Origin of the sequence: Acidovorax lacteus (genome assembly GCF_039540375.1) — a bacterium.
In the GTDB taxonomy this organism is placed as follows: Bacteria; Pseudomonadota; Gammaproteobacteria; order Burkholderiales; family Burkholderiaceae_C; genus Acidovorax_G; species Acidovorax_G lacteus.
The window spans coordinates 147,930-170,964 of sequence record NZ_BAABEX010000001.1; the positions used below are offsets into that span (position 1 = coordinate 147,930).

General features: G+C 63.0%; 24 protein-coding genes. 20 read left to right on the forward strand and 4 right to left on the reverse strand.

Annotated elements, in window-relative coordinates; translation table 11 throughout:
* Window positions 1-487: 487 nt before the first annotated feature.
* Window positions 488-805 carry a flagellar hook-basal body complex protein FliE gene (gene fliE / locus ABD866_RS00750; protein WP_345060223.1) on the reverse strand — a complete coding sequence of 106 codons (318 nt, stop codon included), beginning with the start codon at window positions 803-805 and terminating at the stop codon, window positions 488-490.
* A 177-nt stretch (window positions 806-982) separates the two neighbouring features.
* On the opposite strand from fliE, the gene fliF reads away from it, so the two are divergent.
* The 13 genes from fliF (at window position 983) to fliR (ending at window position 12,313) form a co-directional block, all read left to right on the forward strand.
* The gene (gene fliF, locus ABD866_RS00755; protein ID WP_345060225.1) at window positions 983-2,719 is read left to right on the forward strand and encodes a flagellar basal-body MS-ring/collar protein FliF; all 1,737 of its coding nucleotides are present in this window, start codon (window positions 983-985) and stop codon (window positions 2,717-2,719) included.
* A 36-nt stretch (window positions 2,720-2,755) separates the two neighbouring features.
* Window positions 2,756-3,751, forward strand: a complete 996-nt coding sequence (fliG, locus tag ABD866_RS00760) for a flagellar motor switch protein FliG (RefSeq protein WP_345060227.1) — start codon at window positions 2,756-2,758, stop codon at window positions 3,749-3,751.
* Window positions 3,738-4,466 (forward strand): FliH/SctL family protein, encoded by a 729-nt coding sequence (locus ABD866_RS00765; protein ID WP_345060229.1) that lies wholly within the window; start codon window positions 3,738-3,740, stop codon window positions 4,464-4,466. Before fliG ends, ABD866_RS00765 begins: the two co-directional genes overlap by 14 nt.
* Window positions 4,456-5,943 (forward strand): flagellar protein export ATPase FliI, encoded by a 1,488-nt coding sequence (gene fliI / locus ABD866_RS00770; RefSeq protein ID WP_345060231.1) that lies wholly within the window; start codon window positions 4,456-4,458, stop codon window positions 5,941-5,943. Before ABD866_RS00765 ends, fliI begins: the two co-directional genes overlap by 11 nt.
* 19 nt (window positions 5,944-5,962) lie before the next feature.
* The gene (locus ABD866_RS00775; RefSeq protein ID WP_345060233.1) at window positions 5,963-6,427 is read left to right on the forward strand and encodes a flagellar export protein FliJ; all 465 of its coding nucleotides are present in this window, start codon (window positions 5,963-5,965) and stop codon (window positions 6,425-6,427) included.
* A 2-nt stretch (window positions 6,428-6,429) separates the two neighbouring features.
* The gene (locus ABD866_RS00780) at window positions 6,430-7,791 is read left to right on the forward strand and encodes a flagellar hook-length control protein FliK (RefSeq protein ID WP_345060235.1); all 1,362 of its coding nucleotides are present in this window, start codon (window positions 6,430-6,432) and stop codon (window positions 7,789-7,791) included.
* Window positions 7,792-8,109: 318 nt separating this feature from the next.
* Entirely contained in the window at window positions 8,110-8,640 is a 531-nt protein-coding gene (locus tag ABD866_RS00785) for a flagellar basal body-associated FliL family protein (RefSeq protein ID WP_345060237.1), read from the forward strand.
* Between the two features lie 18 nt (window positions 8,641-8,658).
* Window positions 8,659-9,663 carry a flagellar motor switch protein FliM gene (fliM, locus tag ABD866_RS00790; RefSeq protein WP_345060239.1) on the forward strand — a complete coding sequence of 335 codons (1,005 nt, stop codon included), beginning with the start codon at window positions 8,659-8,661 and terminating at the stop codon, window positions 9,661-9,663.
* A complete protein-coding gene (gene fliN / locus ABD866_RS00795) occupies window positions 9,653-10,096 on the forward strand; it encodes a flagellar motor switch protein FliN (RefSeq protein WP_345060241.1) in 444 nt (147 codons plus the stop codon). Before fliM ends, fliN begins: the two co-directional genes overlap by 11 nt.
* Window positions 10,089-10,472, forward strand: coding sequence for a FliO/MopB family protein (locus ABD866_RS00800; protein ID WP_345060243.1), 384 nt, complete (start codon window positions 10,089-10,091; stop codon window positions 10,470-10,472). Before fliN ends, ABD866_RS00800 begins: the two co-directional genes overlap by 8 nt.
* Before the next feature lie 58 nt (window positions 10,473-10,530).
* Window positions 10,531-11,250, forward strand: a complete 720-nt coding sequence (gene fliP, locus ABD866_RS00805) for a flagellar type III secretion system pore protein FliP (RefSeq protein WP_345060273.1) — start codon at window positions 10,531-10,533, stop codon at window positions 11,248-11,250.
* 10 nt (window positions 11,251-11,260) lie between these two features.
* Window positions 11,261-11,530, forward strand: coding sequence for a flagellar biosynthesis protein FliQ (gene fliQ / locus ABD866_RS00810; protein WP_345060245.1), 270 nt, complete (start codon window positions 11,261-11,263; stop codon window positions 11,528-11,530).
* A 12-nt stretch (window positions 11,531-11,542) separates the two neighbouring features.
* Entirely contained in the window at window positions 11,543-12,313 is a 771-nt protein-coding gene (fliR, locus tag ABD866_RS00815) for a flagellar biosynthetic protein FliR (protein ID WP_345060247.1), read from the forward strand.
* 24 nt (window positions 12,314-12,337) lie between these two features.
* On the opposite strand, the gene ABD866_RS00820 is transcribed toward fliR, so the two are convergent.
* Both ABD866_RS00820 and ABD866_RS00825 read right to left on the reverse strand, forming a co-directional pair.
* On the reverse strand, window positions 12,338-12,967 hold the full coding sequence (locus ABD866_RS00820; RefSeq protein ID WP_345060275.1) for a response regulator: 630 nt from the start codon (window positions 12,965-12,967) through the stop codon (window positions 12,338-12,340).
* On the reverse strand, window positions 12,967-14,073 hold the full coding sequence (locus ABD866_RS00825) for a hybrid sensor histidine kinase/response regulator (RefSeq protein WP_425549523.1): 1,107 nt from the start codon (window positions 14,071-14,073) through the stop codon (window positions 12,967-12,969). The genes ABD866_RS00820 and ABD866_RS00825 overlap by 1 nt, the downstream gene beginning before the upstream one ends.
* A gap of 185 nt (window positions 14,074-14,258) precedes the next feature.
* Between ABD866_RS00825 and ABD866_RS00830 the strand changes: the two genes are divergently transcribed.
* The 7 genes from ABD866_RS00830 to ABD866_RS00860 all read left to right on the forward strand — a co-directional run bounded on the left by ABD866_RS00830 (window position 14,259) and on the right by ABD866_RS00860 (window position 20,683).
* Window positions 14,259-14,705 carry a hypothetical protein gene (locus ABD866_RS00830; RefSeq protein WP_345060251.1) on the forward strand — a complete coding sequence of 149 codons (447 nt, stop codon included), beginning with the start codon at window positions 14,259-14,261 and terminating at the stop codon, window positions 14,703-14,705.
* Window positions 14,706-14,753: 48 nt separating this feature from the next.
* Window positions 14,754-15,116 carry a response regulator gene (locus tag ABD866_RS00835; protein WP_345060253.1) on the forward strand — a complete coding sequence of 121 codons (363 nt, stop codon included), beginning with the start codon at window positions 14,754-14,756 and terminating at the stop codon, window positions 15,114-15,116.
* A 42-nt stretch (window positions 15,117-15,158) separates the two neighbouring features.
* A complete protein-coding gene (locus tag ABD866_RS00840; RefSeq protein ID WP_345060255.1) occupies window positions 15,159-17,258 on the forward strand; it encodes a chemotaxis protein CheW in 2,100 nt (699 codons plus the stop codon).
* A gap of 68 nt (window positions 17,259-17,326) precedes the next feature.
* Entirely contained in the window at window positions 17,327-17,815 is a 489-nt protein-coding gene (locus tag ABD866_RS00845) for a chemotaxis protein CheW (RefSeq protein WP_345060258.1), read from the forward strand.
* A gap of 111 nt (window positions 17,816-17,926) precedes the next feature.
* Window positions 17,927-18,784, forward strand: coding sequence for a CheR family methyltransferase (locus ABD866_RS00850; RefSeq protein ID WP_345060277.1), 858 nt, complete (start codon window positions 17,927-17,929; stop codon window positions 18,782-18,784).
* A 24-nt stretch (window positions 18,785-18,808) separates the two neighbouring features.
* Window positions 18,809-19,567, forward strand: coding sequence for a chemoreceptor glutamine deamidase CheD (gene cheD / locus ABD866_RS00855; RefSeq protein ID WP_345060260.1), 759 nt, complete (start codon window positions 18,809-18,811; stop codon window positions 19,565-19,567).
* 18 nt (window positions 19,568-19,585) lie between these two features.
* Window positions 19,586-20,683 (forward strand): protein-glutamate methylesterase/protein-glutamine glutaminase, encoded by a 1,098-nt coding sequence (locus tag ABD866_RS00860; protein ID WP_345060263.1) that lies wholly within the window; start codon window positions 19,586-19,588, stop codon window positions 20,681-20,683.
* Window positions 20,684-20,920: 237 nt separating this feature from the next.
* Here the strand turns inward: ABD866_RS00860 and ABD866_RS00865 are convergent, their stop codons facing one another.
* Window positions 20,921-22,807 carry an ATP-binding cassette domain-containing protein gene (locus ABD866_RS00865; RefSeq protein WP_345060265.1) on the reverse strand — a complete coding sequence of 629 codons (1,887 nt, stop codon included), beginning with the start codon at window positions 22,805-22,807 and terminating at the stop codon, window positions 20,921-20,923.
* Window positions 22,808-23,035 lie beyond the last annotated feature (228 nt).

Below are 23,035 nucleotides of genomic sequence, written 5' to 3' on the forward strand. Positions count from 1 at the left end.
GTGGGGCGCTCTTTTTTATGGTGCGCCGGTTTCGGGGGGGGGGCGGCGGTCGCCGTGGGGCAAGGGGGCGGGCTGTAGGGGGCGGGCCGTCACGATCCGGAAGTGGGGCAGTGCCGTGCCTGCCGATGGAGTCTTTACGAAAATGGCAGCTTGTGCTTGCCAGATAAGCACGAGAAGCTATCAAATTCATAGTGTTCCGGACGGTGCTCCGCACGGGGTGCCACCACACCTCACCGCGCCACGCAGCACCGCACCGCACCGCGGGCGTCCGGTACAGTGGCCGGGCACCGCGGTCGTGCGGGGCCACCCAGCATGCCCACCCGGCAGCCTGCCACCGCCGCAGCGTATGGTGGATGGTCAAAACGGGTTCTCGTGCTGCTAATTCAAGCACGAGTAGCTATCAAATCAATAGCAATTGGTGGCGACAGCGGCCCATAGGGCGCCGCGCGGGGGGCAAGCACCGCCGCAGGGCTGGCGGGCCGGCGGCTCAGACCTGCATGTTCATGATGTCGGTGTAGGCCTGCACCATGCGGTTGCGCACGTGCAGCGTGGCCTGAAAGCCGATCTGCGCCTTCTGGATGGCCACCATGGTCTCTTCCAGGCTGACCGACGGGTTCTCCATCTGCACTTCGCGCTGCAGGTCGGCCGAGCGGTTCTGCGCCGCGCTCACCGACTGCAGTGCGCCCTTGAGGGCCGAGGAGAAGCCGACTTCGGGTTCGGTGCCCGCGGTCGCTGCGGCGGCTCGGCGCTGCAGGCCCACGCCGCCCGTTGGGGGGGTGATCGTGCTGTTGATGCGGAGGTCCATGGCAGTGTCTCAGGGGCAGGAAGGGATGCTGGGAATCCTATCGGTGCCGAGGGTGGCCATCCGGCCAAATAGCGGAACAAACGCGCGGCTTATTGGCCGAACGCCGCTGCGGCCTGCCCGAATAATCGGCTCCATCGCTGGAAAACCCCTCCGACCCTCCCTTGCTGGAAGCGCCCGATGTCTGCCGTTGCTGAAATCCCTGTCCCCCCCGCCGCCGTGGCCGCGCCTGCGGCTGCGCCGAACTGGCTGCAGCGGTTGAACACGCTGGACCGCGCACAACGCCTGCGCCTGGGCGTGGGCGTGGCGCTGCTGATCGCGGTGGCCATCGCCGCCATCGTGTTCGGCCGCCAGCCCGACTACCGCGTGCTGTTTGCCAACCTGAGCGACAAGGACGGCGGGGCCATCGTGGCCCAGCTTTCGCAGATGAACGTGCCCTACAAGTACGCCGAAGGCGGCGGGGCCATCCTGATTCCGGCCGAGCGTGTGCACGACGTGCGCCTGCGCCTGGCCACGCAGGGCCTGCCCAAGGGTTCGGTCACGGGCTTTGAGCTGATGGAGACCAACCGCTTCGGCATCACGCAGTTCCAGGAGCGGCTGAACTTCCAGCGCGGACTGGAGGGCGAGCTGACCCGCTCGATCCAGGCACTGTCGTCGGTGCAAAGCGCCCGGGTGCACCTGGCGTTGCCCAACCAGAACGGGTTTTTCCGCGAGCAACAAAAGCCCTCGGCTTCGGTGCTGGTGAGCCTGCACCCGGGCCGCATCCTCGACCGTGCCCAGCTCGCCGGCATCGTGCACCTGGTGGCGTCCAGCGTGCCGGAGCTGTCGCCTTCGGCCGTGAGCGTGCTCGACGACACGGGCAAGCTGCTGTCGCAGTCGCCCGACTCGGCCGCCGGTGCGGCCATCGACGCTCAGCAACTGGCCTATGTGCAGCAGATCGAGCAGCAGTACACCCGCCGCATTCTCGACATTCTGGAGCCTGTGGTCGGCCGCAACAACGTCAAGGCCCAGGTGACGGCCGAGGTGGACTTCACCCAGACCGAACAGACTTCGGAGCAGCACCGCCCCAACCAGGGTTCTGAGGCCGCCGCCGTGCGCAGCCAGCAGGTGGTGGAAAGCAGCGGCACCACCGACAGCACCAACACCGCCACGGGTGTTCCGGGGGCCGTTGCCAATCAGCCGCCAGGCCAGGCCCAGGCACCCATCAACGGGGCCAATCCAGCTCCCAATGCCGCCGGCGGCCAGCAGGCGTCGGCCGCCACCCAGAGCAAGCGCGAATCGATCACCAACTACGAGGTGGACCGCACCGTGCGCGTGACGCGCGGCGGCACCGGCGCCATCAAGCGCGTGAACGCGGCGGTGGTCGTCAACTACCAGATGGCCGAGGAAAAGGGCAAACCCGTGCCCAAGGCCCTGACGCCCGAGCAGATCGAGCAGATGACCGCCCTGGTGCGTGAGACCATCGGCTTCAACAGGGACCGCGGCGATTCGGTGAACCTGATGAACACCCCGTTCCAGATGCAGGCCGAAGCCGACACCGGGGTGCCGCTGTGGCGTCAGCCGGAGGTCCTCGACATTGCCCGCAGCCTGGCCTGGCCGCTGGGTGCGGTGCTGTTCGGTGCGCTGGTGCTGTTTGGCCTGGTGCGGCCCGCCCTCAAGGGCATGGCCGCGCCGCCAGCAGCGGCCAGCGCTGCTGGCCGCGCCCCGGGCCAGCCCGCCCTGGCTGGCACGCAGCTCAACGCCCTGGAAGCCGACACGCCCGAGCGCCCGGCGCTGCCTGCGCCGACCAAGCAGGACGAGGCCAACGTGGTCACGCCGGAGCAGCTGCGCCTGGAAGAAGCACGCAAGCTGGCCAAGGACAATCCCATCGCTGTGGCCAATATCGTCAAGCAATGGGTCAATGGCGAGACGCCCTGATACGCTGTACACCTCTGATGTACGGAAGCACACGCCATGGATGAACAAGGTCTCAACGACGCCGCCATCCTGCTGATGTCCCTGGGCGAGGAGGAGGCGGCCGAGGTCTTCAAGCATCTCTCGCCCAAGGAGGTGCAGAAGCTCGGCGAAACCATCGCCCGCATGCGCGCGGTGTCCAAGGAAAAGGTGGACGAGGTCATCAACCGCTTCAGCGGCGCGGCCGCCGCGCAGAGCCTGCTGGTGTCGGACACCGGCAACTACGTGCGGTCGGTGCTCAAGCGCGCGCTGGGCGACGACAAGGCCGCGCTGCTGATCGACCGCATTCTGCAGGGCGGTGATGTCTCGGGGATCGAGTCGCTCAAGTGGATGGACCCGCTGTCGGTGGCCGAACTCCTGCGCAATGAGCACCCGCAGATCGTGGCCGCCATCCTGGTCCACCTGGACCCGGACCAGGCCTCCGGCATCCTGCAGCACCTGACCGACCGCCAGCGCAGCGAAATTCTGCTGCGCGTGGCCACGCTCGAAGGTATCCAGCCCACCGCGCTCAAGGATCTGAACGAAGTGCTGTTCAAGGTGCTGGCTGGGGGGGACAAGATCCGCAAGAGCTCGCTCGGCGGCGTCAAGGCTGCGGCCGAGATCATCAACCTGCTGGGCGGCAACATGGACGCCGTGGTGCTCGAATCCATCCGCGGCCACGACCCGGACCTTGCGCAGAAGATCATGGACAAGATGTTCGTGTTCGAGGACATCCTCAAGCTCGACGACAAGTCCATCCAGACGGTGCTCAAGGAAGTGGCGTCCGAGACGCTCATCGTGGCCCTCAAGGGCGCGGTGCCCGAGCTGCGCGACAAGTTCCTGTCGAACATGTCCTCGCGTGCGGCGGATGCGCTGCGCGAAGACCTGGAGTCGCGCGGCCCCATGCGCCTGTCCGAGGTCGAGGCGCAGCAAAAGGAAATCCTCAAAACGGTGCGGCGCCTCTCGGACGAGGGCCAGATCGTGCTAGGCGGTGGAGGCGACGATGCCTTCGTCTAACAGCCCGCGCTTTTACGCGCGTTTCATTCCCAGTGAAGAGGTCAACTCGGTCACGCAGTGGAAGTTCGGCTCCGTCGACGGCTCCGAACCCGAGCCGGAGCCCGAAACCGACGCACTGCCCGAACTGCCCCCGCCGCCTACGGCCGATGAGATCACGGCCCTGTGCGAGCAGGCGCGGCAGGACGGATTTGCCCAGGGGTATGAGCATGGACGTGCCGAGGCCTCGCTTGAATGGCAGCAGCGCATGGACGACTACATTGCCGGCCAGGGGCAAGAGGCCGCGCAGCGTGCGGCCGCCGTGGTGCAGGAGTTGCATACCACCTTCAATGAGCTGCAGCAGACGCTTGCGCGCCAGGTGCTGGAGCTGGCCTGCGAAGTCGCCCGCCAGGTCGTACGGCAAGAACTGACGGTGCGCCCCGAGGCGCTGGAGGTCGTGGTGAGCGAAGCGGTGGGCGGACTGCTCGCCCAGGCGCGCCCCGCGCTCGTGCGCCTGCATCCGGAAGATGCCGAGCGACTGCAAGGCCCCCTGCGCGAGCGCTACGGCGACGCGGGGGTGCAATGGGTGGCCGACCCGCAGGTGCCGCCCGGTGGCTGCTGGGTCGAGTCGGCTGGCACCGTGATCGACGGTACCGTGGCCAAGCGCTGGGAGCGTGCTGTGGCGGCACTGGGACTGCAGTCCGCCTGGGACGCAGAGGAGTCGGCGGATGTCCGCTGAGCAGGCACTCTTGCCGCAGGCCGAGCTGGCCGACGTGGTGCCCGAGGGCTCCGCGCCGCCTGCTGCGCCCGCCCGCCTGCCCCAACCCTTGCTGACGGCAGCCGACTGGCGCGCACTGCTCACCCAAGCGCGTGAGCGGGTGGAGGAGGGCGTGACGCTGGAGAGCCGAGGCACGCTCACCCGCCTGGCGGGCCTGGTGCTGGAGGCCGCAGGTTTGCGGGTGCCGGTGGGTTCTCAGTGCACGGTGCAGATGCCCGGCCAGGCCCCGGTGCTGGCCGAGGTGGTCGGTTTTGCGGGCGACAAGGCGTTTCTCATGCCCGCGGGGGATACGCAGGGTTTGTCAAGTGGCGCGCGGGTCACGCCCGCGGCGGCGTATGTGCCGGTTCCGCGCCTGGGGGAACCTCCCCGTCCTCCGCAGCGCGCGGGCGCTTTGCGCCTGCCCATGGGCGATGGCCTGCTGGGCCGTGTCGTCGATTCCCAGGGGCTGCCGCTCGATCACGGCGGCCCTCTGGTGGGGGTGGATGCCGAGCCCATGGGCCGCGGCCCGATCAACGCGATGGACCGCGATCCGGTGCGCGAGTCCATGGACACGGGCGTGCGCGCCATCAACGCGTTGCTCACGGTGGGGCGCGGCCAGCGTCTGGGCCTGTTCGCGGGCTCGGGCGTGGGCAAAAGCGTGCTGCTGGGCATGATGGCCCGCTACACGCAGGCGGACGTGATCGTGGTCGGCTTGATTGGCGAGCGCGGCCGCGAGGTCAAGGAGTTCATCGAGGACATCCTGGGCGAAGAGGGGCGTGCGCGCTCGGTGGTGGTGGCCGCTCCGGCCGATGCGCCTCCACTGCTGCGCATGCAGGGTGCGGCCTATGCCACCGCCATCGCTGAGCATTTCCGCGACAAGGGGCACCATGTGCTGCTGCTCATGGATTCGCTCACCCGCTATGCCATGGCACAGCGTGAGATTGCACTGGCCATCGGCGAGCCGCCGGCCACCAAGGGCTACCCCCCGTCGTGCTTCGCCAAACTGCCTCAGCTGGTCGAGCGCAGCGGCAACGGCCTGCATGGCGTCGGATCGATCACGGCGTTCTACACTGTGCTGTCCGAAGGCGACGACCAGCAGGACCCCATCGCCGATGCGGCCCGCGCCATCCTGGACGGGCACATCGTGCTGTCGCGAGCGCTGGCCGAAACCGGGCACTTCCCGGCCATTGACATCGAACAGTCGGCCTCGCGCGTGATGCACAACGTGGCCAGCCGCGAGCATCTCGAAATGGCCCGGCGCTTCCGTGGAACCTGGTCCCGCTACCAAAAGAGCCGTGATCTGGTGCAGGTGGGCGCCTACCTCAGTGGCTCCGATCCGGCGCTGGACGAGGCGATCCGCCTGCAGCCGCAGCTCGCACAGTTTCTGCAGCAGGACATGCACGAAGCCGCATCCATGGACCAGAGTCTGCATGCCATGGCACTGGCGCTTTCGTCGTAGCCGTTGAAGCGTAGGCACCATGTCGTCCTTGTCTGCCCTTCATGTCGCTGTTGAGATGGCCACCCGCCAGCGCGACGACGCACGCCGGGCACTGCAGGATGCCCAGAACGCGCGACATGCCGCCGCCGATCAGCTGCACCAGTTGCAAAGCTATGCGGTCGAGACGGATCAGCGCTGGGGCATGGCGGAAGACAGCCTGCGCGGCCCCGAAGTGCTGTACCACCACCGGCATTTCATGGGGCGGCTGGACCACGCCATCGGGTTGCAGACCGGTGTGGTGCACGACCAGGACACGCGGCTTGCGCAACTGGCGCAGCGCCTGCTGCAGGCCGAACTGCGTTTGACCAGCCTGCGCAAGGTGGTGGAGCGCCGCCAGCACGAACTGGCGCTGGCCCAGATGCGGCGCGACCAGAAACAGACCGATGAGCGCGCGTCGCTCCAGTACCGATCGTCCCCGCCGGGCCTCGCGGCCCAGGAGAGCTGACCATGGAAAACCTTCGTCCCTCTGCGACACCAACCCAGACCACTGCCACCGCAGCAGCCCAGGGGCCACGGCGGTCCGGCGCTGCCGGTGTGGCCGCTGGTGCGGGCGATGCCAATGCACAGCCCGCCGACGCCTTCATGGCACTGCTGACCGCCATCGACCAGCAGGCAGACGCACTCGCATTGCCGTCGGTGGACGCTGCTGTGTCCGTCGCGGACAGTGTGGGAGATGCTTCACTGGGGGCCTCGGGGGATGCTTCGATAGTGCCGCTGTGGCTCGCGCAAGGGGCGCTCGATGCCAGCGGGTTGCCGCCCGGCGCATCCTCTGCAGGCGCCGGGGGCGCTTTGCTGGCGGGGCTGACGGCAGGCATCGCGGGCGGGCTGGTGAACGGTCTGGTGGCTCAGACGGCGCAGATGGATCGCGCAGCGGAGCGGTTCGATGCCTCGGCTTCTGCGGGGGGCGCCCGCCGCGGGGGCGCGGGTGGCTTGAAGTCTGCCGTGGCGGCAGCCGCATCGCGGATGCTGGGGGCGACGGCGGACAGCTCCGCTGCGACTGCAGGCCAGCCGAGTAGTGTGACCGGCGCGCCACGCCCGGGCAGTGAGTCGCCTAACCCGCCCGGCATGGGTTTGCCCCACACGCTGTCGGCTGTGGCGGGAGTCGTCACGGGCGAGCGCTCTGCACAGTCGGTGGCGGCGGCGAGTGCGGAGGCCTTGCGCGCGGTGGCCGAGGCGCTGCAGAGTGCAGCATCAAGCGATGCTGCCGGAGCCCCTGCCGCCAACGCCTCGGCATCGGCTGCGTTGCCCGTGCGGGCCGAGGCTCCCGCGTACGACCGCGGCGCATCTGCCGCCCAGACCGGTGGCGTGGCCGATGCCGCTTCCCTGTCGTCACCCCAAGCGCAGCAGGCCGATGCCGCGGCGGCCGCGCAGGCCGACGGATTGGCGGCCCGCATGGCCCAGATGGAGGAGCAACTGTCGGAGCAGGTGGCCTTCTGGGTCAACCAGCATTCGCAGTCGGCCGAGATGACGGTGGATCAGAGCGGTTTACCGGTGGAGGTGCGCGTCACCCTGCAAGGCAATGAGGCCCATGTGAGTTTCCGCTCCGACCAGGAGCAGACCCGCCAAGCCCTGGATGAGCGGGTGGCGCAGTTGCGCGAGCTGCTGCAGCAAGAAGGCCTGCAACTGGCAGGCGTGACGGTGGGCTCGACGCTGTCTGAGGGGGGCTCCGGGCGGCGTGGCTCGTCTGAAGAATCGAATGGACGCCGCCAGCTGGCCCGCATCCAGGCGCCGGCTGCCGCCGCGGAGCAGGTGCCTATGGCACGCGGCATAGGCACTCAAAGCCCCCGAGCACTGGACGTGTTTGCCTGAGGGTTGATGGCGGGGGCGCACCCCCTGATTGCGGGCAGGGCCGCGCCTGCGCTCAACCCCCAGCCAACGCCGTCGGCGTTGCCGGTACCCCTGTTTCACTGATGCGGCGGAGCAGAGCGGGCAGGCATCCCCGCAAGCCCAAGGTATGCCGTGGTTTTGGGCTTTTATTCTGGCTATTATTGGACGCGCTACGCCCCAATAATGGGCTCGTCCCGTACATGGCGTTCGCCATCTGGCCGGGCCCGCGACCCTTGAAGGAAACACGCCGTGTCCGCCAACCAGCCTGCTGCAGCTGCCGCTCCCGCCAAGAGCAAAAAGATGCTCATCATCATCATTGCAGTGCTGGTTCTGGTGCTGGCGGGCGGTGGTGCGGCGGCGTTCCTTCTCATGGGCAAGAAGAATGCGGAGGACGAGGAAGGCGCCGCGCCGGCGCGCAAGGAGGCGCCCAAGGTCGCGCCGACCTTCCTGCCCATGGAAAACATGGTGGTCAATCTGGCCGACCCTGGGGGCGATCGATTTGCCCAGATCGGCATCACCGTGGAGGTGGCCGACGCCAAGACGGCGGACCAGGTCAAGCAGTACATGCCATCCATTCGCAGTGGGGTGTTGTTGTTGGTGTCTCAGCGGACGTCGGCCGAGCTGCTGCAACGCGAGGGCAAGGAGAAGCTCGCGCACGACATCCTGCGGGAGGTGTCCAAGCCTCTGGGCTACACCGTACCCGCCAAGAAGACGCGCAAGGAGCCGGCTGCCGATGACGAAGAGTCGGAGGAGGATGACCGGGCTGCCCGTCGCAAGGCTGCGCAGAACCCTGTGCATCGCATTCTGTTCTCCAGCTTCATCATTCAGTGAAACCGATGGGGTCATTCCATGAGTGATTCGTTTCTTTCGCAGGAAGAAGTCGATGCCCTTTTGGAGGGCGTGACGGGGGAGAGCCAGAAATCCGTCGAGGAGGTGGCGGAGGCGGGTGCGGTCCGTAATTACGACATTTCCAGCCAGGAGCGCATCGTCCGGGGTCGCATGCCGACCATGGAGATCGTCAACGAACGCTTTGCTCGGAACTTCCGCATCGGTCTGTTCAACTTCATCCGCCGCAGCCCCGAGATTTCGGTGGGTACGGTATCGGTACAGCGGTACAGCGCGTTCCTTCGCGAACTGGCGGTGCCGACCAATTTCAACATCGTGGCCATCCGCCCGCTGCGGGGCAGCGGGCTGATCGTGTGCGAGCCCTCACTGGTGTTCGGCATTATCGACACCCTGTATGGCGGGGTGGGCAAGTTCCAAACCCGGATCGAGGGGCGCGATTTTTCGCCCACCGAGCAGCGCGTGATCAACCGCCTGGTGGACGTGATCTGTGCTGAGTACAAGAAGGCGTGGCATGGCATCTATCCACTGGAGCTCGAATACCAGCGCTCGGAGATGCAGCCGCAGTTTGCCAATATTGCGACGCCCAGCGAGATCGTGGTGTCCACGGCGTTTCAGCTGGAGATCGGCGATCTCTCCGGCGCTATTCATATGTGCATGCCCTACGCGACGCTGGAGCCGATCCGTGACGTGCTGTATTCGTCGACGCAGGGCGACTCGATTGAGGTGGACCGCCGCTGGGTGCGTGTGTTGACCCGCGAGATTCAGGCCGCCGAGGTGACGCTGGTGGCCGAATTGGCCAAAGCCGACGCGACCGTGGAGCAATTGCTGGCGATGAAACCCGGGGATTTCATCGAACTCGACCGCGAGCCGCGCATTCGGGCTTCGATCGGTGGTGTGCCGATCTTCGAATGCCAGTACGGCACCCACAATTCGAAATATGCCATCCGGATCGAGGAGTGCCTGCGCACAGCCGATTTGAGCTGGCTGGGGGAAAAAGATGTCAACTGAAGAAGAGAAGAAAGACGGCGCAGCGGATGACCCGTTTGCCGGCTGGGCGGAGGCGCTCGAAGAACAAAAGCGTACTGATGCGCCTGCAGGAGCCTCCGAGCAAGGTGGTCCTTTATCAGGCGACCCAGTTCGGCCATTCTCTGCAGGGCCTGGCGCCGACGGTACGCTCAACGATATCAACATGGTGCTGGACATTCCGGTCCAGCTTTCGGTGGAACTGGGACGCACCAAGGTGCCCATCAAGTACATCCTGCAACTGGCGCAGGGGTCGGTGGTGGAACTCGATGCGCTGGCCGGAGAACCCATGGACGTGCTGGTGAACGGTTACCTGATCGCCCAAGGCGAGGTCGTGGTGGTCAACGACAAGTTCGGTATTCGCCTCACCGACGTGGTCACACCGTCGGAGCGTCTGCGCCGGGTGAGCCGTGGATAGTACGGGCAGCATCACCCAGACGCTGCTTCTGGTTGTCCTGTTCGTGGCAGCGATGGCAGCTCTGCCATGGCTTATTCGCAGGCTTCAACAGCGTAATCCGTTGATGCAGGGCGGCGGAAACGCTTCTCGCGTGGTGGCTGCTGTGGCCGTGGGCCCGCAACAGCGGGTGGTCACTGTCGAAGTGGGCCCCGCCAACGCCCGTACGCAACTCGTCCTTGGGGTCTCGGCCCAGCAGATCACCTGTTTGCACGTTCTGGCGCTGCAACCCGGGCAGGGGGCGTATCGCCACGACGGTGTGGAAGGTCCGGCCGCGTTCGCGCAGGCTTTGGCTGCGGCATCCTCGCCCGGCGATGCGGAAAGGCGTAGCGGTGATTGAAGTCCGTGGTGTTCGAACCCGTGCCTGGCTGCGGCGTACGTTGCGCTGCTGCGGATGGGTGGGACTTGCGACGGTTGGTGCCGCCGCGTGGGCGCAATCCCCTGGCGGAGGGCTGCCGTTGGTGGTGGGTTCAGGACCATCGGGAACCAGTTACTCGGTTCCGATCCAGACCCTGCTGTTTTTCACGGCGCTGTCCTTTTTGCCGGCCGTGTTGCTGATGATGACGAGCTTTACTCGCATCGTCATCGTATTGTCATTGCTGCGCCAGGCCTTGGGGACGCAGTCCGCGCCGCCCAACCAAGTCATCATCGGTTTATCGCTGTTTCTCACGCTGTTTGTCATGGGCCCGACCCTTGACCGCGTGCATGCAGAGGCCTACGTTCCCTACACAACCAATGCGATTACGTTTGAGCAGGCGGTCAGCCGGGCTGAGGCGCCCATGCGAGAGTTCATGCTCAAGCAGACTCGGCAATCCGACTTTGCATTGTTTGCCCGTCTCGCCAAGCTCGACAGTTCGGTGACGGCAGAATCTGCTCCGCTGCGGGTGTTGGTGCCGGCGTTTGTAACCAGTGAGCTCAAGTCGGCATTTCAGATCGGGTTTCTGATATTCATCCCATTTCTGGTCATTGACATGGTGGTGTCCAGCGTTTTGATGTCACTTGGCATGATGATGTTGTCGCCGGTGCTCGTCGCATTGCCATTCAAGCTCATGCTCTTCGTATTGGCCGATGGATGGAATCTTCTGATCGGCTCGCTGGCGGCCAGCTTTGTCACATGAGGGTGCAGTTGTGACTCCCCAACTGGTACTCACCATCGGGCGCGACGCGTTGTCGTTGCTGCTGACGATCTCCATGCCCGTGCTGGGGGTGGTGCTCGCCGTTGGTTTGCTGGTCAGCATCTTTCAAGCTGTTACGCAAATCCACGAAGCCACACTGGCGTTCGTGCCCAAACTGGTCGCCGCTGTGGTGGTATTCGCGATTGCGGGGCCCTGGATGCTGGAAACCTTGGTGGATTTCATCCGCCGTACGCTGGAATCGATTCCGTCGGTCATCGGCTGAGGCGCTGCAACCGTGATCACGATCTCGGAAGCGCAGTTGATGGCTTGGATATCTCCGATCCTGTGGCCCTTTCTGCGGGTCCTTGCGGTGTTCTCGGTGGCGCCCTTGTTTTCCATGCGCGCAGTTCCCATGCGCGTAAAAATTGCCCTGGCCTTTCTGGTGGCTGTGTCAGCACAGGCGACTCTGGCAGGGCAGCCGATGGTCGGGCTCAACAGCCGAGAGGCGCTGGGGGCTGTCGCTCAGCAAGTTGTCATCGGACTGTCGATCGGCTTTGCCGTTCGACTGGTATTCGCCGCAGTCGAGTTTGCCGGCGAGGTTGTGGGGCTGCAAATGGGGCTCAACTTTGCAAGTTTCTTCGATCCCGCCAGTAATGCCCAGGTTAGCGCGGTAGCCCGATTCTTCGGGCACATGGCAATGCTGCTTTTTGTGGTCATCAACGGGCACCTGATGGTCCTTATGGCAGTGGTGCACAGCTTTGATCGATTCCCGGTATCTGGCAACTTTCTACAGGCGATCGGGCAGATGCGTCTGCATGAACTCGGTGCCTCGCTGTTTTCGAGCGCGTTGTGGATCGCGCTACCCATGATTGCCTTGCTGACGTTCGTCAATCTTGTGCTGGGCATCATTTCCAGGGTGGCACCACAGATGAACATCTATGCCGTGGGATTCCCTGTGACCCTTGCGGTGGGACTGCTCGGAATCGCCGCAACATTGCCTATGCTGGAGCAACCTGTGGTGGCTTTGATGCAGCAGGCCATCGATATCTTTCAGGCCAGTCGTTGATGCTTGCCAGTCGCCGGGTGGATATCAGACCAGCTGGTTTCGGATGGCATACACCGTGAGTTCGGCGTTGTTGGTGAGTTTGAGCTTTTCCAGAACACGCGACCGGTAGACGCTTACCGTTTTAGGGCTGAGCATCAGTTCCTCGGCGATGTCTGAAAGCCTTTTGCCTGATGCAATTTTGACCAAGGTCTGCAATTCCCGCTCCGACAGGGCCGAATGAGGCAGTTCAGGAGTGGGCTCTGCAATGCTGTCTGCCAGCATCTGCGCCACGTCTGGAGTCAGGTACTTGCGTCCTTGAGCAACGGTGCGCACGGCCGATACAAGTTCAAGCGGGTCTCCGGCCTTGTTGGCGTAGCCAAATGCACCGGCACGTAGACAGCGTAAGGCGTACTGGTCTTCAGGGTACATCGATACCATCAGCACTTTGACCGCCGAGCCGGTTTCCTTCAGGCTGGCCAACACTTCCAGACCGTTGCGTCCCGGCATGTTGATGTCCAGTAGGAGGACATCGCATAGTGCCGTCCGAAGTACATCCCGCAACTCCGAGTACCCGCCCGCCTCGCCAACGACCATGATGTCGGAGACTTCACTCAACGTATCCCGGATGCCGCGGCGCAGAACGGCATGATCGTCGCACAGCACCACGCGAATCATCATTCTTCCTTGCTGGGTAGTGACGGATGGAGATCCAGCGGGACGCACAGGGTCAGGCTGGTGCCCTCACCCAGGCGGCTGCTGACATCCAGCCAGCCCCCGACAGTGCGTGCACGCTCCTGCAAACCCCGAAGTCCGAAGGATCCGGGCTTGTGGCGCTGCGCGGCATCCATGCCAACCCCATCGTCCGTTACCTCCAGTGTAAGCAGGCCTCCGCTGTCTGAAAAATCGATATAGACGTGCTGTGCCTGTGCGTATTTGGAGACGTTGGTGAGAGCCTCCTGAGCCGTTCGATAGGCGACTAGTCGGATGTCTCCGTCCAGCATCGGGTGCTGCATGCCACCTCGAAGCTGGGTGGAAATACCCGTGCGGCGCTCAAAGGAGCGTGCAAGCCACTCGACGGCGGCCACAAGGCCTTGTTCGAGGATGGGGGGGCGCAAGTCCATCTGGATCCGCTGGCTTGCGCCTATCGCATGCTGCAGCATGTCCAGCGCAGATCGTGCATGTGCTGCGGTTTCGGTGTCTTGAGTGTTGCGCGCTATCCACGAAACATCGAAACGAATGGCGGCCAGGGATCCACCGATGTCGTCGTGGATTTCGCGTGCAATGGCCGCCCTTTCCTTTTCAATGGATGTCTGCAGGTGTTCGGTAAGCTCGGCGAGTCGTTGTTGGGACAGCGCAAGTTCGCTCGCTGCCTTTTCTTTGGCCTTTCGGGCGTCCTCCATCTCCAAAGTCCGCGCGATCACGATCGGGAGTCGAACGAGATCGTCTTTCAGCAGGTAGTCTGCAATCCCGAGCCGGACGGCGTCCACAGCGGCAGTCTCGCCAATTGCACCCGATAGCAATACAAAAGGCGGGCGGTGGGGCAACTCCTGGAGCGTTGCCCATGCGTCGAGCGCCGTAAAGGATCGCAGCCAATAGTCTGCCAGGATGAGATCGAACGTTCCTTGCGATGTCAGATCGCGAAAGTCTTCCAGCGTATCAACCCGCACCAGGGCTTGCACGATGCCTGCGCGCCTGAGTGTCAGGGCTGCCAGTTCGTAATCCGTCAGAGAATCTTCCAGATGGAGTATGCGAAGAGCGCGAGGTGGCGCCATAACATGCATAGGAGCGCTATCATAGGATACAAATTGGAACAAACAAGGGTGTTTGTCCCGGGCCAACAGATCGTAGGGCTGGCGTCAAATCTTTGGGACACTGCTGGCAAGATGAGTGGGTGGGCACACAAGCCAACGCAGTGGACGGGTGTTCTGACTTGCCTAGCCGCTGCATCTGCTGCGATGGAGAAACGATGCAATCTAACTTGACTACGACGGATGGACCGGCAGTGCATGTCCCTGTCATGGTGGCAGCGGAACTCCAGGACTCCTTGCTGGTGGTGATGCACGACCTGCACCGCCTGGAGGGGTTGCTGAATCATGCCGCGGACAATCTGATGGAACGCTTCGGCGAGGCCAACGCTGCGCTTGCCAACCCCGTTCTTGGGTCGTCCGCCGAGTTGGAAGCCGCCCGCAGCGCATTGCGAGGGGCTGTGACGGAGCTGCAGTTTCAGGATATGGCCTCGCAGCTGATTTGGCACACCACCAAGGTTTTGCAGTCCTGTGCGTTCCGTCTCGCATCGGAAGCCATGGGTCACGAAGAAGGGGAGGAGGCCGCCCCGTTTGCCGAAATGGCGCCTGATCGGCCCAATCCTGTCACGCAGAGCGAGATGGACGCGGGTTCCGTTGATCTGTTCTGACCCCTATCTCTCGAATCCTCTCTATATTCAAGCCAGTTGGAGCTGTACATGCAATCGATTCTTGCCGTTGATGATTCGCCGTCCATGCGGAAGATGGTGGCCTTCACCCTGACAGGTGCCGGTTACCACGTGGTCGAGGCGGTGGATGGGCAGGATGCCTTGGAAAAGGCTGAGGCGCACGACATCCATCTGGTTCTGGCCGACCAAAACATGCCCCGCTTGGACGGTATCGGGCTGACGCGCAAGCTGCGTGACCATCCGAAGTTCAAGACCATTCCCATACTGATTCTCACCACCGAGTCGAGCGATCAGATGAAGCAAGCGGGTCGTGCTGCCGGTGCCACTGGGTGGCTGGTGAAGCCCTTCGATCCCAATCGGCTGATTGAAGTGATTCAGAAAGTGATCCGCTGACCCGGACTGACCCGGCGGCAGGCCGTTAGACAGGAGCTCACCATGGCGGAAAGTTATCAGGAAGGTTCAGGCGCAGGCGGCGACTTTGACCTCAGTCAGTTCTACCAAATCTTTTTTGAGGAAGCTGGCGAAAACTTGGATCTGATGGAGCAGATGCTTCTGGAGTTGGATCTGAGCCAGGCCAACGACGAGGAGCTGAACGGTATTTTCCGCTGCGCTCACTCGATCAAAGGGGGGGCAGCGACTTTCGGCTTCTCTGACGTCGCGGAGCTGACGCATCAGATGGAATCGCTGCTCGACCGCCTGCGTCGCCATGAATTGCAGCCTATCCCTGCCATGGTGGACGTTCTGCTCGAATCGGCAGATGCTTCGCGCAGTCTCCTTGCGCGGCACCAGGCTGGTGGTCAGGGCGAGGCGGTATCGACAGCAAGTCTGGTCAAGCGCATCAGCGAACTGGCTGCTGGGGTCGTACCTGCGGACAGTCCGGCACCCGCGCCTGCGCCTGTGGCGGCTCCTGAGCCGGCTCCAGCTGCTCCCGCGAGCGCACCGAGCGGTGGCAGTGCAGGTGTGGCACGCAGGCTTGAAATCCGTATCGGCCCGCTCGATAAGCCAGAATTGGCCGAGCCGATCAAGGACCTGTTCCGAGACATCGCCGGTCTGGGCACGATTCAGGATCTGCCCTCCACTGCACCTGGCGTGCGTGTTTTCTCCGTAGAAACCGCTTCGACCGAAGAGGACTTGCTGGATCTCTTTGCCTTCCATGTGGCGAAAGAGCAGGTCGTGTTCCAAGAGGTGGGCGCGAACTCCTCCAGCGCCGATGCGAGCGAAGCTGCGTACGGATTCTTCAGCGACGCCCCCGGCGCACCAGGGAGTTCTACGTCGCCTGCGCCTGTCGCTGCTTCTGCCGCGGCCTCGAAATCCGGAGCAGCCGTCAAAGCATCGACTTCGGAGTCCAAGGCCGCTGCGCAGTCGCAGATGGAGTCCACCACCATTCGTGTGGCGGTCAACAAGGTCGATCAGTTGATCAACTTGGTGGGCGAGCTGGTGATTACGCAGGCCATGTTGGCCCAAAACAGCCGTGGACTGGACGCCGGGGCGTATCAGCAATTGCTGGCTGGCTTGGCCGATCTGGATCGCAACACGCGGGATCTGCAGGAATCGGTCATGTCGATTCGCATGATCCCCATGTCGATTGTGTTCAGTCGTTTCCCGCGGATGCTGCGTGATCTGGCCAACAAGCTGGGTAAGAAGGTGGAGCTTGTCACGCTTGGAGAGGCGACCGAACTCGACAAAGGGCTGGTCGAAAAGATCACCGACCCACTCACCCACCTTGTGCGCAACAGCTGTGACCATGGTATCGAGCTGCCCGCTGAGCGTCTGGCCAAAGGCAAGCCTGAGCACGGAACCATCACGTTGTCGGCCTCACATCAGGGGGGGTCCATCGTGATTGAGGTGAGGGATGACGGCCGGGGCCTGTCGCGCGAGAAGATTCTGCGCAAGGCACAGGAGCGCGGCCTTGAGGTGTCCGAGCAGATGAGCGATGCCGATGTGTGGCAGTTGATCTTTGCTCCGGGGTTTTCGACGGCGGACGAGGTGACAGATGTGTCCGGTCGCGGAGTCGGCATGGACGTGGTCAAGCGCAATATTGCGGCGCTCAACGGTACCGTGGAGATCGATTCGGCCGAAGGCTACGGCATGAAAGTGTCTGTGCGTCTGCCGCTGACACTGGCCATCATGGATGGCATGTCGGTGGGCGTGGGTGACGAGGTTTACATCCTGCCGCTTTCGTCGGTGGTTGAATCCTTCCAGGTCAACCCCAACGACGTGAGCACCGTGGCGCAGGGGTCTCAACTGGTGAAGGTGCGGGACGAGTACATGCCCGTCATCGCACTCGAAAAGATCTTCCAGGTACCACGTTTCGATCTCAACAAGTCCAGCAACATCATGGTCGTGGTCGAGGCCGAAGGCAGCCGTGTGGCGCTTCTGGTGGACGAATTGCTCGGGCAGCACCAGGTGGTGGTCAAGAACCTCGAAACCAATTACCGCAAGGTGCCCAACGTCTCTGGAGCGACGATTCTGGGCGACGGTACAGTGGCCTTGATTCTTGACATCGGCGGCTTGGTGCGCCGTGCTCGCCATTGATCCGGGAATAGTCTGCAGGTCAGCCTGTCGCGTATCGCTTAGTGATGAGATGACAAGGAGAACACACCATGAGTGTGACGTCTAAATCAACCGATGGAGCGCCCAATGGCGCGCGTGAGTACCTGACCTTCCGCCTGGATCAGGAAGAGTACGGCATCGACATTCTCAAGGTGCAGGAGATTCGGGGTTACGAGCCCCCGACGCGGATTGCGAACGCCCCCGAGTTCATCAAAGGCGTGGTCAATTTGCGCGGGACCATCATCCCTATCGTCGACATGCGCCTGAAGTTCAATTGTGCGCAGGCCGACTACAACAGCTTTACTGTCGTCATCATCCTGAATCTCCGCAGCCGCGTGGTCGGTATCGTTGTGGACTCGGTCAGCGATGTGATGGAACTGACCCAGGACAACATCCGCATCGCGCCAGACATTGAAAGTGCGATCGATAACTCGTGCATTCTCGGTTTGGGTTCTGTGGGTGACCGCATGCTGATCTTGCTGGATATCGAGAAGCTGATGTCCAGTGCCGACATGGGGCTGGTATCGGTTCATGAATAGTGGCGGCGCTGCTCGTCCGCATGCATTGCGGGAGTCTGCATCTTCTGCGACCGAGGGCCTGGGGCGCTGAAGCGCATTGACATTGAGGCAAGACGTATGACCACCGCACGCATGGAAACAGGGACCGCCGGTGGGCTGGGTGCTTCGGGGCCATTGGCGCAAGGGCGCGAATTCGTCTGGACCAACGCCGACTTCGCGCGCGTTCAGGCGCTCATCTACCAGCGTGCCGGTATCAGCCTGCATGATGGAAAGCATGCCATGGTGTACAGCCGTCTTTCCCGGCGGCTTCGGGAAACCGGTCACGGCAGCTTCAAGGATTACCTGGGGTGGCTGGAAACGCACGACGGCCCAGAGTGGCAGGAGTTCGTCAACGCGCTGACAACCAATCTCACGGCCTTTTTTCGTGAGCAGCACCACTTCGAGATTTTCGCGTCCCATCTGCGTTCGCGGCCCAGTGGCTCGCCATGGCGCGTCTGGTGCAACGCTGCGTCAACCGGCGAAGAGCCGTACTCCATCGTGATCACAGCCCTGGAGGCGCTCGGCGCCTCGGCCTCCTTCAAGCTTGTGGCCAGTGATATCGACTCGAAGGTGTTGGCGACAGCTGCCAACGGGGTGTACCGCGTCGACAGTCTTAAGGGCTTGAGTCAGGAGCGGCTCCATCGCTTCTTTCTGCGCGGCAAAGGCGCCAACGACGGCATGGTGCGAGCAAAACCTGAATTGCGTCGCTTGATCGAGTTCATGAGTGTCAACCTGATCCGCGATGACTGGCCGTTCCGGGAACCCTTCGACGTGGTTTTCTGCCGCAATGTGATGATCTATTTCGACGGCCCCACCCAGCGTAAGGTGCTGGAGCGCATTCACCGCGTACTCAAACCGGGCGGCATGTTGTTTGTGGGGCACGCCGAGAATTTCAGCGAGTCCCGCGATCTGTTCACGTTGCGCGGCAAGACCGTCTACGAGCGTCGCTGATACCTTTTATTTACCTCTGCGCCCATGACCATCTCCAGACCTGGCTCCATCACGGCCACGAATCCGTCCTCGGCGCCCCCCGGCGGAATGCCGGAGCGCAGGCGGGCGCCGCGCATCGCACCTCTGAGTGCCGACATCTACAACACCGGCAATGTGGTGACGAGGCAGTCGTCCCTGGAAGAACTCAAGGCCCAATCACGCAAACCGGGTGAGGCCTCGTTCTTCTACTTCGACCATCACTTTCAGCACAATTCCGTCAAGGTTCTGCCCGGCGAGTATTTCGTCGCCAATGAGAGTCTGGTCATCATGACCGTACTGGGCTCGTGCATTGCTGCGTGCCTGTGGGACAGTCGTGCGCACGTGGGCGGCATGAACCATTTCATGCTTCCAGATGGCGACCTGGCCGACGCGTCAGGTCGCTATGGCTCCTACGCCATGGAACTGTTGATCAACGAGATGCTGAAGTTGGGTGCGCGGCGCGAGACCATGCAGGCCAAGATTTTTGGCGGGGCCCAAGTCATGCACAATTTCACCACGATGAACGTGGGCGAGCGCAACACCAACTTCGTGTTGAACTACCTCCACACAGAGCGGATTCCCATCGTCTCGGAAGACGTGCTGGACATTTACCCGCGCAAGGTGGTGTTCTTTCCGGTGACAGGCAAAGCCATGGTCAAGCGACTGGCCCATGCCCATCCCGAGGCGCTGGTGGATCAGGAAGTGCGCGGCAATGCGGCCACGGTTGCCAAGAGCAACGCAGGTGGTTCCGTGGATCTGTTTTGAAGAGGTTTGGCGGTTCTGATGAGCAAGAAAATTCGCGTCGTGGTGGTTGATGACTCTGCCTTGGTTCGAAGCCTGTTGGCCGAAATCATCAATCGTCAGCGCGATATGGAGTGTGTGGGTACGGCCAACGATCCCCTGGTAGCGCGTGAAATGATCCGGGAACTGGATCCTGATGTGATCACACTCGACGTCGAGATGCCGCGCATGGACGGTATCGACTTCCTGGGGCGCCTGATGCGCCTGCGCCCGACACCCGTGGTGATGATCTCCACCCTGACCGAGCGCGGTGCGGAAGTGACGATGCGCGCGCTGGAACTGGGGGCGGTCGATTTTGTGGCCAAGCCACGCGTAGGTCTGGCGAGCGGTTTGAACGAGCTCGCCTCCCAGATCGTCGACAAGATCCGCGTAGCTGCGGTGGCCAAGGTGCATCGCGCGCACACCACAGGCAAGGAGACCGCCACGGCCACTGTGTCCAGTGCGCCGCCCGTCAGTTCAAGTGCCTTGCTCGGTAGGCTGTCGACCGAGAAAATCATTGCCATCGGTGCTTCGACTGGGGGTACGGAGGCGATCAAGGAAGTGCTGGTGCACATGCCTGCTGATTCGCCTGCGATCGTCATCACACAGCACATGCCACCTGGCTTCACGACCAGTTTTGCAGCGCGCCTGAATGGCCTGTGCCAGATCACGGTCAAGGAGGCCACGCAAGGTGAGCGCATCCTGCCTGGCCATGCGTACATCGCCCCCGGGGGTAAGCAGTTCGCACTGGCGCGCAGCGGTGCCAACTATGTGGCAGTGGTCGATGATGGCCCGCCGGTCAATCGTCACAAGCCTTCCGTGGAAGTGCTGTTCAAATCGATCGCGGCCGTGGTGGGCCGTAATGCGTACGGCATCATGCTGACCGGCATGGGAAACGATGGCGCTGCGGCCATGCGCGAGATGAAGGACGCCGGCAGCTACAACTACGTGCAGGACGAGGCCTCGTGCATCGTCTTTGGCATGCCCCGGGAAGCCATCGCACACGGTGCGGCGGATGAGGTGCTGCCCCTGCACCAGATTGCCTCGGCCTTGCTGACGAAGCTGCGCGGGGCCACCGACCGTCTCCATCACCGTATTTGATGCGTGCCTGCGTGCGGTAGGGGGTGCGGTCCTTGTTCGAGACAACCCGGGCGCCCGAGTCAGGCGACGGTTTGATGCGATGCACGGCTTTGGATGATTTTGGCGGCTTGTGCTTGTGTGTGCTGAATGGGTTGCTATGAACTTAATAGCAATTGTCGGCTGTGCCTCCACGCTTCTGACCGTTGAGGCACGGTAACGCCGCCAAGCCCAGCCTGCGGCGTAAAAACGTGGGGCCGTTCAGCGCTGCGTCAGCTCTTCCAGCGCAGTCCAGCGCTCCAGTGCGGTGAGCAGCTCCTCCTCGATGGCCTGTAGCCGTTCGGTCAACTGGCTGGCGCGCAGGTGGTCCGTGGCAAAAAGCGAGCCGTCGGCCAACGCCTCGTGGATATTCCGCTGCTCGTTCTCCAATGCTTCGATGCGCGCCGGCAGTTCCTCCAACTCTCGCTGTTCCTTGTAGCTGGGTTTACGCCGCGGTGCGGGTGCAGACTCCATTTCCTTGGTGGGCGGCGCAACCGGCAGGTTGCGCGGTGCTGCCGATGCAGCCACTGTGCGCCGTGCCGACTGGGTCAGCCAGTCCGTCAGGCCGCCCTCGTATTCGGTCCACTGGCCTGGGCCCTCGTGCGCGATCACGCTCGTCACCACCTGGTCGACGAATGCGCGGTCGTGGCTCACCAGGAACAGTGTCCCCTGATACTGGGCCAGCAGTTCCTCCAGCAGCTCCAGCGTCTCGATGTCCAGGTCGTTCGTGGGTTCATCCAGCACCAGGACGTTGGCGGGGCGTGCGAACAGCCTCGCCAGCAACAGCCGGTTGCGCTCACCGCCAGAGAGGGATCGCACCGGGGACCGCGCGCGGGCTGGATCGAACAGGAAATCTCCCAGGTAACTGCGCACGTGCTTGCGTTCCTTGCCGATCTCGATCCATTCGCTTCCCGGACTGATGAAGTCCTCCAGCGTCGCATCGAGGTCTAGCGCATCTCGCAACTGGTCAAAGTACGCGACCTGAAGGTTTTGGCCCGTCTGAATCGTCCCGGAGTCCGGCGACACCTCTCCCAGAATCATCTTCAGGAGGGTGCTTTTCCCCACTCCGTTGGAGCCAACGATGCCGACCTTGTCGCCTTTCAGGATGGTGAATCCGACGTCCTGTGCGATGACCTTTCCCCCGAATCGCTTGGACACGCCAGACAACTCCGCCACGATCTTGCCCTGGTATGCAGAGCGATCACCGGCAGAGATGGCCAGCTTCACATTCCCGAGCGCGTTGCGGCGCTGCTCGCGCTGTGTGCGCAGCACTTCTAGACGATTGATCCGGCTCTGACTCCTGGTCCTTCGGGCTTCAACGCCCCGACGAATCCACTGCTCCTCCTGTGCCAACAGCTTGTCCGCCTTGGCGTTAAGCACGCTTTCTTGGGCAAGCTGCTCGTCCTTCAACTCGCGATAGCGTTCATAGTTGCCGGGATATGAGCGCAGCTGCCCCCGGTCCAGCTCCACGATGCGCGTTGCGATCCGGTTCAGGAACGATCGGTCATGGGTGATCGTGACCACGCTGCCTGGATAGTCGAGCAAAAGCTGTTCTAGCCACTGGATCGAATCAATATCCAGGTGGTTTGTGGGCTCGTCCAGCAGGAGTACGTCAGGCTGAGCCACTAGCCCCTGCGCCAGTGCTAGGCGCTTGCGCATGCCGCCAGAGAGATCACGCGTGATAGCGTCCCTGGGCAGCTCAAGACGGGACACCACTTCTTGTACGCGGGCTTCCCAGTTCCAACCGCCCAGTGCCTCGATCTCGGTCTGCAGCCGATCCAGAGCCCCGGTCTCCTGCGTCTGCTCATACTCACGACGCAACGCGATGACCGGAGCGAGTCCCTCTGAGACGGCGTCGAAGATATTCTGATCAGAGGGGAGCACAGGCTCCTGGGCCACCCATCCCACGCGCAGTCCGCGTGTACGCTGCACAGATCCGTCGTCCGGCTGAATGCGTCCGTACAGTATTTGAAGCAGGGACGACTTGCCGGTGCCGTTACGCCCGATCAGGCCGACGCGCTCTCCGGCCTCCAATGTGAAGTTCGCCCTGTCCAGCAAGGCCAAGTGTCCAAAAGCGAGGCAGCCTTGCTGCAAATTGATCAACGACATGCGCCATTATCAAGCGGCCTCCCTAGGTGGGTGCGCTTGATCCTGTGCTCCGCTCACGGCGGCGGCTCTTGGTGGAGGGGGCTCTCGAGATCGCACTGAACACAGAAATCTTTCGTATTCCCTCCGCGAACGGTGTTATAGTTCGCCTCCCGCTGCTGCAGGGGTCTGGTGTTCGAAGGGGTGCTGGGCTGTTGAGGTGGTGGGGAGGTTGGTTTGGGTGGGGTTGAG

What these genes read in the sequence shown, in the direction of transcription:
- fliE (WP_345060223.1), bottom strand. Translation starts at nt 805, where the DNA reads ATGGACCTCCGCATCAACAGCACGATCACCCCCCCAACGGGCGGCGTG.
- fliF (WP_345060225.1), top strand. Translation starts at nt 983, where the DNA reads ATGTCTGCCGTTGCTGAAATCCCTGTCCCCCCCGCCGCCGTGGCCGCG.
- fliG (WP_345060227.1), top strand. Translation starts at nt 2,756, where the DNA reads ATGGATGAACAAGGTCTCAACGACGCCGCCATCCTGCTGATGTCCCTG.
- ABD866_RS00765 (WP_345060229.1), top strand. Translation starts at nt 3,738, where the DNA reads ATGCCTTCGTCTAACAGCCCGCGCTTTTACGCGCGTTTCATTCCCAGT.
- fliI (WP_345060231.1), top strand. Translation starts at nt 4,456, where the DNA reads ATGTCCGCTGAGCAGGCACTCTTGCCGCAGGCCGAGCTGGCCGACGTG.
- ABD866_RS00775 (WP_345060233.1), top strand. Translation starts at nt 5,963, where the DNA reads ATGTCGTCCTTGTCTGCCCTTCATGTCGCTGTTGAGATGGCCACCCGC.
- ABD866_RS00780 (WP_345060235.1), top strand. Translation starts at nt 6,430, where the DNA reads ATGGAAAACCTTCGTCCCTCTGCGACACCAACCCAGACCACTGCCACC.
- ABD866_RS00785 (WP_345060237.1), top strand. Translation starts at nt 8,110, where the DNA reads ATGCTCATCATCATCATTGCAGTGCTGGTTCTGGTGCTGGCGGGCGGT.
- fliM (WP_345060239.1), top strand. Translation starts at nt 8,659, where the DNA reads ATGAGTGATTCGTTTCTTTCGCAGGAAGAAGTCGATGCCCTTTTGGAG.
- fliN (WP_345060241.1), top strand. Translation starts at nt 9,653, where the DNA reads ATGTCAACTGAAGAAGAGAAGAAAGACGGCGCAGCGGATGACCCGTTT.
- ABD866_RS00820 (WP_345060275.1), bottom strand. Translation starts at nt 12,967, where the DNA reads ATGATTCGCGTGGTGCTGTGCGACGATCATGCCGTTCTGCGCCGCGGC.
- ABD866_RS00825 (WP_425549523.1), bottom strand. Translation starts at nt 14,073, where the DNA reads ATGCATGTTATGGCGCCACCTCGCGCTCTTCGCATACTCCATCTGGAA.
- ABD866_RS00830 (WP_345060251.1), top strand. Translation starts at nt 14,259, where the DNA reads ATGCAATCTAACTTGACTACGACGGATGGACCGGCAGTGCATGTCCCT.
- ABD866_RS00835 (WP_345060253.1), top strand. Translation starts at nt 14,754, where the DNA reads ATGCAATCGATTCTTGCCGTTGATGATTCGCCGTCCATGCGGAAGATG.
- ABD866_RS00840 (WP_345060255.1), top strand. Translation starts at nt 15,159, where the DNA reads ATGGCGGAAAGTTATCAGGAAGGTTCAGGCGCAGGCGGCGACTTTGAC.
- ABD866_RS00845 (WP_345060258.1), top strand. Translation starts at nt 17,327, where the DNA reads ATGAGTGTGACGTCTAAATCAACCGATGGAGCGCCCAATGGCGCGCGT.
- ABD866_RS00850 (WP_345060277.1), top strand. Translation starts at nt 17,927, where the DNA reads ATGGAAACAGGGACCGCCGGTGGGCTGGGTGCTTCGGGGCCATTGGCG.
- cheD (WP_345060260.1), top strand. Translation starts at nt 18,809, where the DNA reads ATGACCATCTCCAGACCTGGCTCCATCACGGCCACGAATCCGTCCTCG.
- ABD866_RS00860 (WP_345060263.1), top strand. Translation starts at nt 19,586, where the DNA reads ATGAGCAAGAAAATTCGCGTCGTGGTGGTTGATGACTCTGCCTTGGTT.
- ABD866_RS00865 (WP_345060265.1), bottom strand. Translation starts at nt 22,807, where the DNA reads ATGTCGTTGATCAATTTGCAGCAAGGCTGCCTCGCTTTTGGACACTTG.